The organism is Sphingopyxis sp. QXT-31, from assembly GCF_001984035.1.
Classification (GTDB): domain Bacteria; phylum Pseudomonadota; class Alphaproteobacteria; order Sphingomonadales; family Sphingomonadaceae; genus Sphingopyxis.
This window is the reverse complement of record NZ_CP019449.1, coordinates 373,489-388,521: the sequence shown is the minus strand read 5'-3', so window position 1 is coordinate 388,521 and position 15,033 is coordinate 373,489. Positions and strand designations below refer to the sequence as shown.

Genomic DNA, 15,033 nt, shown 5'->3' with positions numbered 1-15,033 from the left:
CGCGCACGCTGTCTTCAAGCGGCCGGCATGGAGATGGATTCATATTGGACGAAGTTGCGCGACACAGGCTTGCCCTGCCGCTACGGCGAGCTATGCTTGCCCTGCATCGGGCAAGAAGGCGCGCGATGCCGAGTTGTAAGAGGCTCGTTCGGAAGGCCTTGTGATTTCCCATCCTTGCCGGGTGGCCGACGCGTATGTCCAGGCCCTCGGGCTAAAGGCGGCGGCACATATTTCCGAATATGTTCTTACCGCCCGGCTCGATCGCCCCTGCCCGACCGGTAGGCGATGGCAAATGGATTTCGAAGACGACCCCTCAAATCGGCGCGCGCTGTCGTCGGGCGATCCGCTGCCGCCTGGCGATTGGGAAGGTGCTGGTGCGGCCGGTCGCGCGGAAGCGATCTATGCGGCCGAACGGCCTTATGTGACCGCGATCTTCCGCCGCAGCGTACCGCCGCAAGAGGTGCCCGACCTCGTGCAGGAGACATTCCGCCGACTCTTCAGCGCAAAGGGAACGGGAACAGGGCTCCTCCAGGCGTCGCGGGCCTATGTCGCGACTGCCGCACGAGCGATCCTAAAGAACCGGGCTCGTTCCGGGGCTCGCAACCAGACCCACGCCCACCATAGTTTCGAGGACCATGACGTCGCAGGTCCCGACCCGCACACAACGCTTGAGCACCGCGACACGCTGCGGCGGGTCGAGGACGCGCTTGCAAGGCTGAATCCAACCACACGGGATATATTCCTGATGCAAACTTTCGACGATCTCAGCTATTCCGAGATCGGGCGAATCAAAAGCATGAGCGAAAAAGCCGTGGAAAAACATCTCGTCAAAGCGCGTTTAGCGATCCGCAAGGCGCGAGACGCGCAACCGTGAGCTCCGTCGAGCGCGAGGCGGCCGAATGGGCCGTGCGGATGCGCGGCACACCGACCGAGGCCGACCGCGAGGCATTCGAGCGATGGTATGCAAAGCCCGGCAATGCCGAAGCCTTTGCTATGTCCGAGGATGATGTCGCACTGGCCCGCACCGGATCGCGCAGCCGAATCGAGGCCAAGGCGGGGAGTAAACGCAATGCTGCCGGCGGCTTGCGCTGGGCGGTCGCGACGATCGCCGCGGTCGGCATCGCCTTGGCTTTCGCCTGGCATATGAACGGGCAGACCGAAACGCCGCAAATTGCCACCGGGCCTATGCTGCCCGGTCAGCTCCGCCTCGCCGATGGTTCGACGGTTACGTTGATGGACGGCGCTTGGGCGGAACCCCAGTTCTCCGAGACCGGGCGCCGCATCCGGCTGCACGGCGGCCGGGCCAAGTTCGATGTTGCACACGATAGCGCACGCCCTTTCATCGTCGTCGCCGGCATCTCGGAAACGACGGCCCTCGGCACTGTATTCGAGGTCGACGCGCGGTCGGACGTTCCCAAGGTCAAGCTGTTGCGCGGTTCGGTCGAGGTTCGCCTCGGTGGCACGGCGAAGGCCGTCCGTCTCGCGCCGGGCGAGAGCGCCGAAGTGTCAGGTACCGGCCCCCGCCTCATTCCCGCGATGACCAGTCCGGTGCAAGCAACTGAGCCTGCGACGATGCTCGTGGCCGATCGGCTGCCTCTAGGTGCGGTTATCGATGCCGCCAATAAGGCGAACGCGAAGCCGATACAACTCGCAGACCCGGCCCTCGCATCGCTCCCTGTCACTGGTCGGTTCGATGTCGCCGACGGCGCAAGCCTTGCTCGCAAGCTTGCAGCCGCCTTGGGCCTCGAGACAGCCGAAAGTCCCGACGCGATTACACTTCGCAAGTAATATTTCCGATCGGAAAGGGGGGAATTCTCCTTCCCGGTGTTTTGCACCCCCAGACGGCCATCGGAGGCCGCTTGGGGAGGTTTCATGAAGTACAAGTCTCTGGCGGCGATGCTCTCGGTGGGCACCGCGGCAATCGCCATTCAGGTTCCCGCCGTGCAGGCGCAAGCGCAGCCCACTCAACAAAGCTACAATATCGCCGCGCAAGATTTGGGCACGGCGCTGCAACTCTATTCGCGAGCGTCCGGTCGCGAGGTGATCGCCTCGTCCAGCGTCGTCCAGGGCAAGCGCAGCGCACGCGTACAGGGTCGCTATAAGGCCGACGCCGCTCTCTCACATCTCCTCTCCGGCACTGGCTTGGTCGCAGAGCTCGTTGATGGCGCGCTTGTTATCCGCGAGGGAAACGTCGCTGCCGAAGAGGCTGGATCGACTGAAGCGCAGGGCGGTGAAGCGATCGTCGTCACCGGCTCGCGGATCCGTGGCGCGGGGCCGGTCGGTTCTCCCGTCGTGAGCATCGACCGCGAAGCGATCGAGAAGAGCGGCTACGGATCCGTCCAGCAGCTGCTCCAATCGCTTCCGCAGGCGTTGGGGGGCGGCGTGACCGAAACGACCCTCGGCGCCACGACGCGCAACGGCGCCGGGTCAGACGCGACCTACGGCAGCGGCATCAATCTGCGCGGTCTCGGAAATTCGTCGACGCTCGTACTGATCGACGGGACCCGCCCAGCGCTCGGCGGGCTTGGCGGCGCCTTCGCAGATATCTCGCTGATCCCCGTAACCGCAGTCGAGCGGATCGAGGTCCTGACCGACGGCGCCTCCGCGATTTACGGCGCAGACGCCGTCGCCGGGGTCGTCAACCTCCGCCTCCGCAACCGCTTCGAGGGCGCCGAGACGCTGCTGCGCGCCGGCACCTCCGATGGCGACATGACCGACCTCCAGTTCAGCCAGATTTTCGGTAAAAGCTGGGACGGCGGCCACGTCATGATCGCCTATCAGTTTTCCGAGCGCGGGGCGCTCGCCGCAGCGAAGCGCGACTATGCCCGCGAGGATCTCAGGCCCTTCGGCGGCGGGGACTACCGCTCTCTCTTCGCCGCGCCCGGCACAATCACTGCCGCCGACGGACGCATCTTTGCCATTCCTGCGGGCCAGGATGGAACGGCGCTCGACCCGTCCGACCTCCTTGCCGGCGTCCAGAACCGGCACGACAACCGCGCTGCATCCGATCTCGTGCCACGGCAACGCGTCCACAGCCTCTATGCGAGCGGAGAGGTCGACATCACCGATACGCTGACATTCCGGGCTAATATCCTCGCCGCCGAGCGCCGCTATCGCCAGCAAGGCAAGACCGATTTCTTCCGCACTGCGGTCGTCCCGGTCAGCAACCCATTCTATGTCGATCCGATCGGGTCGAACGAGCCCGTCTCCGTCGCCTATGACTTCACCAAGGACCTCGGATCGCAAATCAATCATGGCCGGGTCTGGGCGATTTCGGCCGCGACTCTTCTCGAACAGCAGATCGGCGCCTGGCGGGTCCAGTTCGGCGGCAATTATGGGCGCCAGAGGAGCCGGGCGAGCTTCGACAATGCCGTGAACAGCGCGCGCCTCCGCGCCGCGCTGGCTGACACCAATCCCGCGACGGCTTTCAACGTGTTCGGCGACGGCACCGCCAACAACCCGGCGACGATCGACAGCATTCGCGGCAGCTACACGACGATCGACACCTTCGACAATTGGTCGGCGGCGCTGCGCGCCGACGGCCCGCTGTTCCGCCTGCCCGGCGGCGAGGTTCGGGTTGCCGCCGGTGCCGAATATCGGCGCGAGGCCTATGATTATTTCACGATCAACGACATCAGCTTCGCAGCCCCGGACGCGGCCCCCTTCTTCGGACTTCCGGGTCCGCGCAGCGTGAAGTCCATCTATGCCGAGCTGCTCGTGCCGATCTTCGGCGCCGACAATGAGGTGCCCGGCTTCCGCAAACTCGACCTGACGCTCGCGGGGCGGATCGAGGATTATAACCAGTTCGGCCGTACCGAGAATCCGAAGCTCGGCTTGCGCTGGGAACCGGTCGGCGGGATCGCGCTTCGCGCGTCCTATGGCACCTCGTTCCGCGCGCCGCTGTTCTCCGAACTGATCGGCGAGACGGTCGCCTTCTACACGACTTTGCAGGTGCCCGATCCGACAAGGCCTTCGGGTGTGGCCAATGTCATCGGCCTTTTCGGCTATGCGCCCAATGTGCAGCCCGAGACTGCGACCACCTGGACCGCCGGTTTCGACATCGCGCCGCCGTCGATCCCCGGATTGAAGGCGTCGCTCACCTACTATGACGTCGATTATCGCGACCGGATCGGCAGCGCGAGCGAGGACTATCTCCGCTTCCTCGTCGATCGCGAGTCTTTCGCAGGCGTGGTGACCGAGAATCCCGCGCCCGGTTTGGTGCAGGGCTATTTCAACTCGCCGCTCTTCTTCAACCCATTCGGCTTCGCGCCCGGCGATATCTCAGCCATCCTCGACGGACGGACCCGCAACCTCTCGGCTGAACGGCAGCGCGGGATTGACTTCGATCTCGGCTACGCGCCCGAGCTTGCCGGCGGCACACTCAATCTAGGTATCGCAGGCACCCACATCTTCTCGATCAAGCGGCAGCTGACCGAAGGCGCCCCCTCAGTCGACGTCGTCGGGCTCTATGCCAGCCCGGCCAAATGGCGCCTGCGCGGCCGTGCCGGCTGGTCGAAAGGCGGCTTTTCGGCCAATGCCTTCGTCAACTATATCGATCGCTACACGAACCAGACCGCGTTGCCCGCGGCGAGAGTGACCTCATGGACCACAGTCGATGCCAGCCTCTCGCAGCGGGTCGGCGGCGACGCCGGCAGCGACCGCGGTTTGACGCTGTCGCTGAACATCCAGAATCTGTTCGACCGCGACCCGCCCTTCGCCGAGCTTCAAAGCAGCATCTCGGCCCTCGGCTATGATCCCGAAAAGGCCAATCCCTACGGGCGGACCGTCGCGATCCAGGCGGTAATCCGATGGTGAGCCGCCAAGCGCTTCTGCTTGCCATGCTGGCTGCGGCGCCTTCCGCAGCCGGCCAGACGACGCCGCGGGAGATTGCCGAAGTCGCGGATATCTCGGGGCTTACGACATCCCCCGACGGCCGCTGGATCGCGTACCGGGTCGAGCGGCCTTCGACCGCGACAAACCGGATCGAGATCGACTGGTACATCGCCGCAGCGGACGGGGCGACACCGCCCCGCACGCTCGGCCGCCTCGGCACCGCACTCTTCTATGAGGTCGGCGTCGTCATGCCCGGGGAGGCGGCCTGGTCTCCGGATAGCCGAAGCCTCATCGTTCGCGCGCTCGTTGACGGCCGGATCGCGCTGTGGCGCAGCAGGATCGACGGGTCGGGATTCGAGTCTGTTGTCGCCGGCGACGGCGACATCGAGGCCTTCGTGGTCCAGCCCGACGGATCGATTGTGGCAAGCGAAGGACCATCGCGCGACGCGATCGCGCGCGCCGAGGATGCAGAACGCGAAGCCGGCATCCTCGTCGACGGCGGCGTCGATCTGGCGGCGCCGCTTTACCGCGGCGCGCTGGTCAACGGCCGCGCGGTCACGCAGCGGCTCACCGGCGACTGGTTCGACCGCGCGCCGCTGCTCGCGGATCGGCGACGCCTGTTCCGCGTCGATGATCCGGTAACCGGCCTGTCTCGCTCCGCGACCGAAGACGAGCGGGCATTGTTGCCCCCGCCCCTGCCACGCCCGACGGGCGAGCCGTCCGCGGCGCTACGTTCCAGGCTCCAGGCGAGCGGCGTTTGCTTCAAAATCTTGGGTTGCGGGGAAGGATCGCGGCGGCTGGCAGCGATACTGCCCCTCGCCGGCGGGCGCATAGCCGTGACTTTGCGCGATCGCGTCATTCGCGAGGCGATCTATATCTGGTCGCCGTCGAAAGACGCGCTAGAGTTTCTTGCGCAAACCGACGGGTTGCTGTCGGGTGGCCGCGACGAGGATGCGCCTTGCGCAGCGACGACGTCGGCCCTGTTTTGCGTCGAAGCAACGCCATCGGTCGCGCCGCGTCTCGTGCGTCTCGGCCTCGACGGGACGACGCTGGTCATCGACGCCCCAAACAAGTTTCCTGACAGCGACGACGGGCTCCTTGCCGAAACCATCGCCTGGCAGGTGAGCGGCAGCCGTGCGTCGGGCATCCTGATCCGCCCGAAGATCCCCGGGCGGCTGCCGCTCTTCATCACCTATTATCGCTGCCCGGGTTATTTGCGCGGCGGTCTCGGCGATGAATATCCGCTCCGCGCGATGGCCGCGAAGGGTATTGCGACACTCTGCATCAACGTGCTGCCGAGTGCCGATTCCTCCGAAGCACGCTACACTCTGGGACTCGAGGCGGTTCGCGCCGCCATCGACTATCTGGCAGATCAAGGGCTGGTCGACCGGACGAGGGTCGGAATGGGCGGGTTAAGCTTCGGAAGCGAGGTCACTATGTGGACCGTAACGCGCAGCAATCTGATCAAAGCGGCCGCGATCGCCTCGACCAGTATTGGTCCCGCCTACTACTGGTTCAACGAACGGCCGAGCCGCAAGATGTTCGCGGACAATCTCCGTCGCAACTGGGGGCTCGGATCGCCTGACACCGATCCGGACCGATGGAAACATATGTCACCCGCCGCGATGGTCGACCGGATCCGGGCCCCTATCCTGATGCAATTGCCGGAGAGCGAGGCCCGGCAAACGATCGAGCTGCAAAGCAAGCTCGCGACTGCGAAAATGGGTGAGTTGCACGTCTTTCCGCTGGCACCGCATATCAAGTTCGAGCCGCGACAGAAGCTCGCCGTCTATCAGCGCAATCTCGACTGGTTCCTCTATTGGCTCAAGGATAAGGTCGATCCCGATCCGACAAAGGCGGCTCAATATGCGCGCTGGTCGAAGCTGGCCCCTGCCCATCCAAGGCCTTCCACCGATCGCACCCAAAGCTCGACGTCGGCGATTTCGAGCAAGCGAAAATAGAGAAAATCGCCGTCGGCGAGGTCGCGCGCCAGATAGTCCTCGACCGCGACGCGATCGAGTAACCCTTGCGCGGCAAGCCGCCCCTCCAGCAGCAGGTCGCGGATCTCCGACCGCTGCCGCAGATAGGCGCGGGTTGCCAGCGATTCGATCCGCCCCTTTCCGCGCCGCCAGACGACTTCGGGAGGAAGGCGGCGGGCAAAGGCCGCTCGTGCCACCGCGCGGTCGCGGCCGCCCTCGATCCAGGTCCAGCTCGGCACCGACAGGCAATATTCGACGACAGGCTGCGACAGTAGCGGCGCGACAACGTCGCGGTCGGCCCAGCGCAGCGGCCGATCGACGAAATCGAGGATCCGGCGCATGGCCTCGACATGGTTGCGCTTGGCCTGCGCATGCTCGCGCGCGCCCTCATCCCACGGATGTGCGAACGGGGACGAGGGGATCGCTTCCTGACGGACAAATTCGGTTTCGCGGCGCCAGCCATCGCGCGGTCCGCGCCGCCATGCCTGCCACGCGAGACGACTGGCATCCCATAGCGTGGCTCCGCCGCCGCGCGCGACATCGCGCAGGACCTCGAAGGCACGGCGCCCGAGACCGTAGGTCCGCGCGGCATCGAGGAAGGGCAAGACGGACCCGTCGAACGAGAATATGTTGTCGCCGCCGATGCCCCCGAACACGGACACATCGCGTCCCCCCACGGCCCTCTCGAACGCATGATCGATGCCGCGAAGCACGGCATAGGCTCCCGGCCTGGGGCCGACAATCGCGGGCGCGGCCACCAGATCGAGGTCCGAGGAAGTAAGTTCGGCTTCGATCAGCTCGATGCCGCAATGGCTGGCGACGGCCTGCGCATAGGGCCGCTCGTCGCCGTCCGCACCTTGGGTTACGAAGTTCACGGCGGTAAAATCGGCGCCCGCGCCTGCCAGCGCCGCGGCGACGATCGAGGAATCGAGACCGCCCGAGAGCTCCAGCATGATGTTCGAGCGGGCGCTGCTCCACGACCGCGTGGCTCCAATGAGTCGTGTTTCGAGCTCGGGCGCGAGCTCGGCAACACCGGCCGATCTGACTTTGCCGACATGTTCCCATGGCGACCAAAGCATGTCCGTTCGCGGCTCATCGCCGTCCCATAAGAGCCGCATGCCTGGCTGCAGTTCGCGCAACCCCACGATGCCCGTGCGCTCGGTTCGCAAATTGCTGTAGACCAGCGCCTGTGCGGCGAAATCCCAGTCGATGCGGGGGGCATCGACCAGACCGATCAGCGGTTCGAGACGCGAGGCGCAAAGGGTTCCGCCGCGCCACCGCATCCAGTAGAGCGGCAGTCCGGTCAGCGGCGCGCGGTCGATCCGCCACCCTCTCCCTTCGCGGCCGAACGCAAGAAAACTGCCCCAGCCATCCAATGGCGAATGACAGGCGGCACCGGTGGCCGAGAAGATGTCGCCCAGCAGGATTGCGCCATCGGGCATGACCCGGTGCGCGACCCGGTCCCCCGCGAACAGGTGCAGACCCGGTCCTTCGAAAAGCCCGCGCAATTCCAGGCGTGCGGCGACGGCCGCAACCGCCCCGGCCGCGCCTTCATGGCCAAGATAGGCAAGCAGCGCGCGCTTCATCGGACGACGAGGATTGGCGTATAATTGCGGGCTTCGGCCGACGTCCCGGTGAGGACCGTGTCAGGGGTCTGGAGCCAGCAGTGGGCCGCGAAAGGATCTAGCCGAACGCCGAACACCAGGGTTGTCGCCAGCCTCCGCTTCAAAAGAAGGTGATCGAGCGCCAACGCATCGACGAGGCAGCGTGTCCGGACGGGAACCAGCCAGCGGCAGGCGGCGTAGCGCCGGGCGATGTCGACGACCGCGCCTTCGTCCCCCGCAACACCGAGCCGCCGCTTCGCCTGCGCCAGTTTGCCGACAGTCGCGGCGATTTCGGAAGGCTGCATGGCGCGGCGGGCCCAGCGAAGCGCAAGGGCCGCCCGAAGGGCCATGGGCCAGCCGAAGCGACTGTCTTCATGCGACGCAAGGTCCCCCAAGGGCACGGCTGCCTGCGAAGGCTCGAGACTGGTCGCGCTGTCACATCGCGCAATCAAGCCGGTCGCGACGAGCCGGGTCATGGCGTCACTGTCATTCGGCTCACCCCGACGCAGCCGTTCGAACGCCGCGCGGTCTTGCCCCCGCAGCGCGAAATATTTGTCGCGCGCGAGATCGAGGAAAACAGGATCGCCGGCCACCTGGCAAAAGCCGACACCGGGTCCGAGCTGCCATCCCATCATATCGTCTCGCAGGTTCGGGAGCGGCGAACCGCCGCTCCCGACACCCGCTCAGTCCTGCTCGATCGCCGGACGGATCATGCGGCCGGCGGGCTCGAACGGAGGGCCCCAGTCGCCCGCGGTGTCCGCGCTGACGGTGCCGAGCTCGACGAGGCTGCTTTCTTCGCGTTCCATCATCTCTTCCTTGTGCTGGATCATAGGGAGGCCGCGTGCCGGGAGCCGGCGGCGCCGACCCCCGGCTCCCGGTCATTCAGCGCTGAGGCCGAGCGGCTTGAACTTGCCGCTGGTTTCGGCGCCGAGGCCGACGTCGCCGGCGGTGTCGTCGCTGACGCTGCCGAGCTCGACCAGATCGTTGGTTTCGCGGTCCATGATCGCTTCCTTCCAAAATGCCGCGGAATTGCGGCACCTCGGAAGCTAAGGCGGCGCGTTGGTATAGGAATTTTATACGACACATATTGTCCGAATATTATCTGAGCGGCTCCGACCGCTTACGGATCTCGGCTGCGACCCGCCCGGCAAAACCTGCCCGCCGGCGATGGAAGCGCGTGATTTTGCTGCGCAATGCGCTCCAGCGGCCGAAGCGATAATCCTCGACCATCGCCGCCAGAGCATCCACTGCGGAAGCATCGATGCGAGCCTCCAATGCGCGGATTATCATGCTTCGCTCGACAATATTGACGATCGCCGCGCGTAGTTCGCCATTCGAGCTGCCGATCCCGATGGCCCTGAAGAGGCTTTCGATCGTGTCCGGATATGAGTCGTGCGTCGCAAGCTCGACCAGGCCACCGGGCAAATCCGGCCGCGGCGATCGACCTTTGAGCGCCATCGAGAGGAGCGCGCCGGCCCAGCCGTAAAGATCGACAAGGTCCGCTTCGCTGAGGAGGGGCTGGCGGAACCCCTCCTGATGCCAGCTCTCGATGATCCGCTCGCCCGACAGACGATAGAGGGCGTCGCGGACCGGGGTGGCGCTTGAGGCGAGCGTTTTCGAAAGCTGCGCGGGCTCTAGACGGGTGCCCGGCGGATAGGCGCCCGACAAGATGCGCGCCTTCAGGTCCAGATAGACCCGCTCCATTGTCGCGCCGGGGCTCATGCCGCCAGCGCCCCACCCCCGCGCCCGCCTTCCTGTTCCGGCCGCTGCGCGGCGACATAGTCGGCAAGAAGCGATTGCTGGTCGGGCCGTAGCGCATCGACCGCAGCGATGGGATCGTCGGGGTAGCCGCCAAACAGGATCGAAGGGCATTGTCCCTCGAAATTTCCGAGATTGGGCCGGTGCTGCGCATAGCCTGCGAGCGCCGCCAGATCGGGCGGAAAGCCGCGCGCGATCTCGGGCGGATAGGCCAGCCACATGTTCTCATAGGGTTTGAGCCAGCCAAGGCAGTAGCTGACGATGATACCGCGCCGGACGGCGCCGCTGTTGTTCGCACCGGCCCCGTGCAGCGTCGATCCGAGGAAGACGATCGCATCGCCGGGTTCGGCTTCCGCAACGATCGGCGCTTCCTTCGGCTCCTCGACCAGCGCTTCGACGCCGTGGCTGCGCGGCCAGATGATCGTTCCGCCATTCTCCAACGTAAAGGCGGTAAGCGGCCACATCACGTTGATGAGGAACTCGACCTCGCCAAGCGCGCCCGCCCACATATCTTGGTCCCTGTGCGGAAACTGCGCGAGCGCGCCGGGGTGCAGCTCGATCGCCTGGGCTAGATTGAGCTGGATCCGGTCGCACCAGTTCCCGAGCGCAAGTTCGGCAAGGCCGAGGATCTCAGAGTTCATCACCAAGTCGGCCATGTGCGGCGAGCGGATCAGGAGCCGGCCAAAACGCTTCGTGCGCTCGCCGTAGAAGCCGCCCTCGCAAAAAGGCGTGGAGGCATAGCGGGGCTCGAGGTCTTCGGCGACGGCACCGATCAGCGACGGCGAAGCCGCGTTTCTCAATATCGTATAGCCTTGGTCCATGAGCTCGCGACCGGCGGCGGATCGGGGAGCAGAGGCGTCGAGCGCGGCGGGATTGATCATCATCGCACCCTCCTCAAGCTGCGCAGGCGGACGAGGCCGCCACCGCCTTGCTGACGATCCCGGCGTCGGAGAGCTTCACCAACGTCGAAGCATCGACGTCGATGCGGAGGGCGACAAGTGCCTGCCCGCGGTGAAGCGCTGGCTCGCCGAGCGCGCAGCAATTCCAGCCGAAGGTCTGAATCTGGCGGAACCAGGGGAGCTCGGCGACGCCGGTGTATGTGGTAACATCATTGGCGAGCGCGAACTCGACAAGGCCGACCAGCAGCACGTCGCGCGCGACCCGCCGCTGGCGAGCGCCGATGCCCGGCGACAGGCAGAAGCGCGTGATTTCGAGAATCTCCGCCCCTTGCGGCACGTCGCCGGCAACCAGACCTGGAAAGAGACTGTCGAGCAACGCGGGCCGGGTCGTGAGGAGCAGCCGCGCGGAAGCGAGATGCTCCCCTTCCGTATCGGTCACGATCAGGTAGGTCGCGTCGACATCGTCGAAATGGTCGAGTTCGAACCGATCAGCGAGCGCGGGGATATCCCATTTCAGAAGATCGATGAACACGCGTTTGCGCGCCTCGAACATCGTGCGCATCGCCTTATGCTCGAGCGCCCGGTTGGTGGAATCGACAATAAGCAGCATGGATTTGCCTCCGTTTGAAAACGAGGCGTTCCAATTGAAGGGCTTTTTGCCGCCGCACCATAGCATGATAGGGGGGTGTCAGTGATTTTTCTCAGCGCTTGGCGATGTCCTCGAAGCTGATATCGCCATCGTAGAGCGCGCGTACGGTGAGCATGATGCCGCCGTTCGCCTCATAGCGCTGCCGGGCGTTCCGTAGATGCTCGCGTACCGTGTCGGGACTGAGGCCGAGCCTCAATCCAATCCTTCGGACGCTTTCGCCCTTTGCCGACCAGATCAGCACTTCCCGCTGCCGACGGGTAAGCCTCGGCCCGATGTGCGCGAGGTCGGGGTAGGCGATCAAACGCGCCGCGTCGAAGGCCGGGCCGCCGATCATCCGGGCGAACTGCAGAGCATCCGCGCTGGCTAACACTCCTGGCTTCCAGGCGAAGGACACCGATCCATGCGCATGTCCGGGGAGATGCGCCGGAACGGTGAGACCGTCGCCGATGCCGTGGCGCTGCGCCGCGGCAAGGATCATTTCGTCCTCGGGGCGATCAGGCTTCATATTGTGCCAAAGAAACCCCGACATATTCCGCTGGCTCTCGCGGTGAACAGGATCGGTCACGCCGAGCCGTTGCTCGTCGAACCAATGCGCCCACTCCTCGGGGTAGTTGTGGACCCGCACGCCGCGGTCGGGTGCGGCGAGAAAATCGACATGATGGCTGAGCGCGAACCAGGAGCAGCCCATCAAACGGCAAGCCTCCTGCAGCAGGTCGGCGAGACCCGCCTTGTCCTTCACCCGAGTGACGTCGAGCGCAAACGCGTGCGCGGCGTCGATCGTTGGCATTGCGACCCATGGCGCGCCGACCGGCGTTTCCGACCGATCCGGTCCGCGTGCCCCTCGTCAGTGCGGATGGCCCTGCCCCCTTACAAAGCCGGGCGACCCGCTCGCGATCGATCGCTGCTGGTCGACGCGATCGTGGGAGAATCTGAAAGTGCGGGCTAACTCCATATTTTCCAAGTATATTCAGAAGATAGAACCATATTGAGGCAATCTGTCGAAACAGACGCAAAATCGTCACATCAGCCGCCTCGCTTTCGGAAATCCCAGAGCGGAATGCCCGCTTTGATCGCCTTGTCGGCAAGATTGTCCTGAATTCCGGTTCCCGGAAACACTATGAGACCGACCGGAAGCGCCTCGAGAAGGCGATCGTTGCGTTTGAAGGGGGCGGCCTTGCCGTGGCGGTTCCATTCGGGCCGGAAGGCGACCTGCGCGACGCCGCGCGCTTCGGCCCAGCAGGCTGCGGCCCGCTCGGCGCCCGTTGGCGTCGCGCCGTGAAGCAGGATCATGTCGGGATGCCGTTCGCGCGTCCGATCGAGCACATCCCAGATCGCCCGATGCTCGCCGACATCGCTGCCGCCGGTGAAAGCGATGCGGGTGCCCGCAGGTAGCAAGGCGGCCGCGCGTTCGCGAAGTTTGGCGTCGAGAAAGTCGCGGCTGTCGATCAGCGAGGCGGTCAACGTCTGGTGCCGGACGCGCGATCCCGCTCGCGGTGCCCAGGCCTTGCGGACGAGCAGGCGGAATTGTTCAGCGGACGCTTCGCGAAAGAATTCCATGGCATCGCGCCTTTCGATCAGCGAGATGCCCTCGCGGGTAGCGCGCTCGAGTTCCACCGAACGGATTTCGCTGCCATCCTGCTCGCGCTGCAGCCGCCGCTGGAGCTGCTCATTGTCGTCGAGGGTGCGTTCGATGCGCTCGCCGGCACGGTGGAAAAGATTGACGAGGTTCCACAACAGGTCCTCGAGGTCGGGCTCGATACGCGTTTCGATGAGACAAGCGGCGAGCCCATCGAACATGTCGGCGATCGCGCCGCCGGCTAGCTGCGCGTCGGGCAAAGGCCGCGGATCGGGTTCGTCCTCATAGGGCCGGTAGCCGAAGAGCTGCATCTCCTGCAGGAGATAGGCGGTCGAGCCGGGTTCGGCAGCATTGGTGTCGGGATCGTCGCTGGCATCGGTCATTTCGGGTCTCCTGTGACCGCGCCCCGCGCGGCCTTCGCGGCGACAGGCAGCGGCAGGCGGCACGGGACCGCACCCCGCCCAAGGGGCGGGGCCGAAGCGCAGCGGAGGATGGCGAGCGCGCGGCAATTTTGCTTCGCGATGCAAAGGGGCCCCAAGGCCCCGGCGGAAAATTGCCGCGAACGCCGCCATTGCGATGCCGGTCCGTCTGCCGCAGTCGCCCTCTGCGAAGGCCGGAGCGCGGCATTACCGGGACACCACGGCCGTTCCCGCTCTCGCCACCTGCTTCCCTTTCCGGCCGACTAGCGATCGTCAGAGAAAGCGATGACGGTCCGATGGATGGAGTTGACGCGACAGCGACCGCGCAAGACAATCGCGGCCGAGAAGTACGAGATCGGCGTTGAAGTCGCCGCGCTCCGGCTCGAGCGGCACGACCTCGATACCGGCGCCGGCGCCGCGCTCGGTCAGCGTAGCGAGGGCGCCGGCACCGGCGGGATCGTCATCGCGGGCGACATAGAGGCGGCGCAGCGCACTTGGAAATTCGATCGCCGCGAGATGCGCGGCGGAAAGCCCGGCGATCATCGACATCGCCGTCATCGGCTCGCGGAGCGACAGCAAAGTCTCGATCCCTTCCCCCGCGGCCATAATGGGCGCCGCCGGTCCGAAGCGCACACCGTGACCGAGCAGAAACCCGATGGCGCGCCGGGGATAGGCGACGGGCGCCTTGTCCGTCGTCGCCGGATCGAGCCACGTTCGATGAACGCCGGTGACGCGGCCATCCTCACTCGTGACCGCGGCGATCATGGCGGGCCATGCCGGCGGGCCGCCGGGCTCGTCTTCCCCGGAAGGTCGATAGAAGCAATGCGGATGAAAGCGGAGCGGATCCCCGGCCCTGAGGTCGATGATCTTGCGAGCATTTAGATAGAAGCGAACCAGCGTGCCCGCCATCGGCCTCGACCCCGCCCATAGGCGCCGCGCCGCCTCCCGCGATCCCTGCGCGGTCTTCTTCGCTTTCGGCCCCGGGGGCGATGGATCCGGCATCGGCAGGCTGAGGAAATGCCGTGCCTCGTCGAGCGTCTCTCGAAAGCCCATATGCCCGCAGCTTGCGGCGATGACGTCGAGGAGATCGCCATGATCGCCGCTCGCGGCATCGGTCCACTTTCCCGCCGCCCCGCCGCCTTCGCCGCGCGCCGACAAACGGACATAGAGGCTGCGGCCGGGACTGTTCCTTATGTCACCGACCATCCAATAATGGCCTTCGCGGCGGCCGTTGGAGAGATAGCGGCGGCACACGGCCTCGGCATTGTCGGCGAGGCGGCGTGCGATATCGGCGGCTGTGCTGGTCATGCGGGGCT

14 protein-coding genes are annotated in these 15,033 nt (G+C 65.6%); 4 read left to right on the top strand and 10 right to left on the bottom strand.

Going from position 1 to position 15,033, the window contains the following annotated elements:
* Nucleotides 1-292 precede the first annotated feature (292 nt).
* The 4 genes from BWQ93_RS01925 to BWQ93_RS01910 all read left to right on the top strand — a co-directional run bounded on the left by BWQ93_RS01925 (nt 293) and on the right by BWQ93_RS01910 (nt 6,794).
* Nucleotides 293-874, top strand: a complete 582-nt coding sequence (locus BWQ93_RS01925; RefSeq protein WP_077029049.1) for an RNA polymerase sigma factor — start codon at nt 293-295, stop codon at nt 872-874.
* The gene (locus BWQ93_RS01920; protein ID WP_077029048.1) at nt 871-1,788 is read left to right on the top strand and encodes a FecR family protein; all 918 of its coding nucleotides are present in this window, start codon (nt 871-873) and stop codon (nt 1,786-1,788) included. Before BWQ93_RS01925 ends, BWQ93_RS01920 begins: the two co-directional genes overlap by 4 nt.
* Before the next feature lie 84 nt (nt 1,789-1,872).
* Entirely contained in the window at nt 1,873-4,815 is a 2,943-nt protein-coding gene (locus BWQ93_RS01915) for a TonB-dependent receptor (protein WP_077029047.1), read from the top strand.
* Entirely contained in the window at nt 4,809-6,794 is a 1,986-nt protein-coding gene (locus BWQ93_RS01910) for an Atxe2 family lasso peptide isopeptidase (protein WP_077029046.1), read from the top strand. Before BWQ93_RS01915 ends, BWQ93_RS01910 begins: the two co-directional genes overlap by 7 nt.
* Here the strand turns inward: BWQ93_RS01910 and BWQ93_RS01905 are convergent.
* From BWQ93_RS01905 to BWQ93_RS01870, 10 genes are all read right to left on the bottom strand, one after another.
* Nucleotides 6,695-8,398, bottom strand: coding sequence for an asparagine synthase-related protein (locus tag BWQ93_RS01905; protein ID WP_077029045.1), 1,704 nt, complete (start codon nt 8,396-8,398; stop codon nt 6,695-6,697). The genes BWQ93_RS01910 and BWQ93_RS01905 overlap by 100 nt on opposite strands.
* Entirely contained in the window at nt 8,395-9,051 is a 657-nt protein-coding gene (locus BWQ93_RS01900) for a lasso peptide biosynthesis B2 protein (protein ID WP_083720498.1), read from the bottom strand. Before BWQ93_RS01900 ends, BWQ93_RS01905 begins: the two co-directional genes overlap by 4 nt.
* 48 nt (nt 9,052-9,099) lie before the next feature.
* Nucleotides 9,100-9,246: a hypothetical protein gene (locus tag BWQ93_RS20605; RefSeq protein ID WP_156878091.1), complete on the bottom strand. Its 147-nt coding sequence runs from the start codon at nt 9,244-9,246 to the stop codon at nt 9,100-9,102.
* Nucleotides 9,247-9,294: 48 nt separating this feature from the next.
* Nucleotides 9,295-9,417: a hypothetical protein gene (locus BWQ93_RS21355; RefSeq protein ID WP_257787756.1), complete on the bottom strand. Its 123-nt coding sequence runs from the start codon at nt 9,415-9,417 to the stop codon at nt 9,295-9,297.
* A 97-nt stretch (nt 9,418-9,514) separates the two neighbouring features.
* Complete coding sequence (locus BWQ93_RS01895; protein ID WP_083720496.1) at nt 9,515-10,138, bottom strand: GntR family transcriptional regulator; 624 nt, start codon at nt 10,136-10,138, stop codon at nt 9,515-9,517.
* Nucleotides 10,135-11,058, bottom strand: coding sequence for a phytanoyl-CoA dioxygenase family protein (locus BWQ93_RS01890; RefSeq protein WP_443029357.1), 924 nt, complete (start codon nt 11,056-11,058; stop codon nt 10,135-10,137). The genes BWQ93_RS01895 and BWQ93_RS01890 overlap by 4 nt, the downstream gene beginning before the upstream one ends.
* A 10-nt stretch (nt 11,059-11,068) precedes the next feature.
* A complete protein-coding gene (locus tag BWQ93_RS01885) occupies nt 11,069-11,683 on the bottom strand; it encodes an acyl-homoserine-lactone synthase (RefSeq protein ID WP_077032142.1) in 615 nt (204 codons plus the stop codon).
* A 91-nt stretch (nt 11,684-11,774) separates the two neighbouring features.
* Complete coding sequence (locus tag BWQ93_RS01880) at nt 11,775-12,509, bottom strand: helix-turn-helix transcriptional regulator (RefSeq protein WP_077029042.1); 735 nt, start codon at nt 12,507-12,509, stop codon at nt 11,775-11,777.
* Between the two features lie 236 nt (nt 12,510-12,745).
* Nucleotides 12,746-13,681, bottom strand: coding sequence for a DUF2493 domain-containing protein (locus BWQ93_RS01875; protein WP_077029041.1), 936 nt, complete (start codon nt 13,679-13,681; stop codon nt 12,746-12,748).
* Between the two features lie 309 nt (nt 13,682-13,990).
* The gene (locus BWQ93_RS01870; RefSeq protein WP_077029040.1) at nt 13,991-15,025 is read right to left on the bottom strand and encodes a DUF7146 domain-containing protein; all 1,035 of its coding nucleotides are present in this window, start codon (nt 15,023-15,025) and stop codon (nt 13,991-13,993) included.
* Between the last annotated feature and the right edge of the window lie 8 nt (nt 15,026-15,033).

Excerpts from the sequence above, each read along its gene's own strand:
- BWQ93_RS01925 (WP_077029049.1), top strand. The coding sequence starts at position 293 with ATGGATTTCGAAGACGACCCCTCAAATCGGCGCGCGCTGTCGTCGGGC.
- BWQ93_RS01915 (WP_077029047.1), top strand. The coding sequence starts at position 1,873 with ATGAAGTACAAGTCTCTGGCGGCGATGCTCTCGGTGGGCACCGCGGCA.
- BWQ93_RS01910 (WP_077029046.1), top strand. The coding sequence starts at position 4,809 with ATGGTGAGCCGCCAAGCGCTTCTGCTTGCCATGCTGGCTGCGGCGCCT.
- BWQ93_RS01905 (WP_077029045.1), bottom strand. The coding sequence starts at position 8,398 with ATGAAGCGCGCGCTGCTTGCCTATCTTGGCCATGAAGGCGCGGCCGGG.
- BWQ93_RS01900 (WP_083720498.1), bottom strand. The coding sequence starts at position 9,051 with ATGATGGGATGGCAGCTCGGACCCGGTGTCGGCTTTTGCCAGGTGGCC.
- BWQ93_RS20605 (WP_156878091.1), bottom strand. The coding sequence starts at position 9,246 with ATGATCCAGCACAAGGAAGAGATGATGGAACGCGAAGAAAGCAGCCTC.
- BWQ93_RS21355 (WP_257787756.1), bottom strand. The coding sequence starts at position 9,417 with ATGGACCGCGAAACCAACGATCTGGTCGAGCTCGGCAGCGTCAGCGAC.
- BWQ93_RS01895 (WP_083720496.1), bottom strand. The coding sequence starts at position 10,138 with ATGAGCCCCGGCGCGACAATGGAGCGGGTCTATCTGGACCTGAAGGCG.
- BWQ93_RS01890 (WP_443029357.1), bottom strand. The coding sequence starts at position 11,058 with ATGATGATCAATCCCGCCGCGCTCGACGCCTCTGCTCCCCGATCCGCC.
- BWQ93_RS01885 (WP_077032142.1), bottom strand. The coding sequence starts at position 11,683 with ATGCTGCTTATTGTCGATTCCACCAACCGGGCGCTCGAGCATAAGGCG.
- BWQ93_RS01880 (WP_077029042.1), bottom strand. The coding sequence starts at position 12,509 with ATGCCAACGATCGACGCCGCGCACGCGTTTGCGCTCGACGTCACTCGG.
- BWQ93_RS01875 (WP_077029041.1), bottom strand. The coding sequence starts at position 13,681 with ATGACCGATGCCAGCGACGATCCCGACACCAATGCTGCCGAACCCGGC.
- BWQ93_RS01870 (WP_077029040.1), bottom strand. The coding sequence starts at position 15,025 with ATGACCAGCACAGCCGCCGATATCGCACGCCGCCTCGCCGACAATGCC.